This is a genomic window from Kocuria sp. CPCC 205235 (assembly GCF_040980905.1).
GTDB lineage: Bacteria > Actinomycetota > Actinomycetes > Actinomycetales > Micrococcaceae > Kocuria > Kocuria carniphila.
Genome location: NZ_JAVKPR010000075.1, coordinates 1 through 1029, shown reverse-complemented (window position 1 = coordinate 1029; position 1029 = coordinate 1). Strand labels below are relative to the sequence as shown.

The following is a 1029-nucleotide window of genomic DNA, read 5'->3' as shown; positions in this document are numbered from 1 at the left end:
GCGGTGGTCTCGTTCGTCGAGCAGGACCCGGAGGTCTGTGCGCCGCGCGGTCTGCTGAGCACACGCGCGATCCGGTGGTCCATCGGTCAGCTCCGGCGCGAGGGAGCGACGATCCAGGGCCTGGCCCGGCAGCTCGGCACGACCTGGAACACCCTCTGGACTCAGGTCCGCCCCGTCCTGGCCACGGCCGCTGACGACCCGGTCCGGTTCGAGAACGTGCAGGTCCTGGGCGTGGACGAACACATCTGGCATCACCGCGACCCCCGCCGGCGCGGTCCGAAAGAGCTCACCGGGATGGTCGACCTGACCCGCGGACCCCACCCCACCGCCAGGCTGCTCGACCTCGTCCCCGGCCGATCCGGCAAGGCCTACCGCGACTGGCTGGACGAGCGGGGCGAAGGGTTCCGGAAGCGGGTCGAGATCGCGACGTTGGACCCGTTCCAGGGATACAAGAACGCGATCGATGACCAACTCGAGGACGCCACCTGCGTGCTGGATGCGTTCCACATCGTCAAGCTCGCCGGCGCGGCAGTCGATGACGTCCGCCGCCGGATCCAACAGGAGACCCTCGGCCACCGAGGCCGCAAGGGCGACCCCCTCTACGGCATCCGCCATGTTCTCCGCGCCGGGCGAGAACGCCTCACGTCTCGCCAGCAGACTCGCCTGGAAGCTGCGTTCACGGCCCATCCCGATCACATCGCGGTCGAAGTCGCCTATCGCTGCGCTCAGGACCTTCGGGACGTGTTCCACCAGCCCACGCCTGCACGAGGACGCCAGCTTGCCGAAAAACTCATCGCCTCGCTGCCGACCTGCCCGATTCCCGAGATCGCCAGGCTCGGAAAGACCTTGAGACGCTGGAAGACCGCGTTCCTGGCCTACTTCGACACCGACGGCGCGAGCAACGGTGGTACCGAGGCCATCAACGGGATCATCGAACTCGGCCGCCGCATCGCCCGCGGCTTCCGCAACTTCGAGCACTACCGCCTCCGCATGCTCCTCATCACCGGTGGACTCGACGCCTCACCCCAC

At 68.2% G+C, this 1029-nt stretch carries 1 protein-coding gene; it reads left to right on the top strand.

Features of this window, described 5'->3' with window-relative positions:
- On the top strand, nt 1–1029 hold a 1029-nt coding region (locus RF638_RS16015), incomplete at both ends, for an ISL3 family transposase (RefSeq protein WP_368842460.1).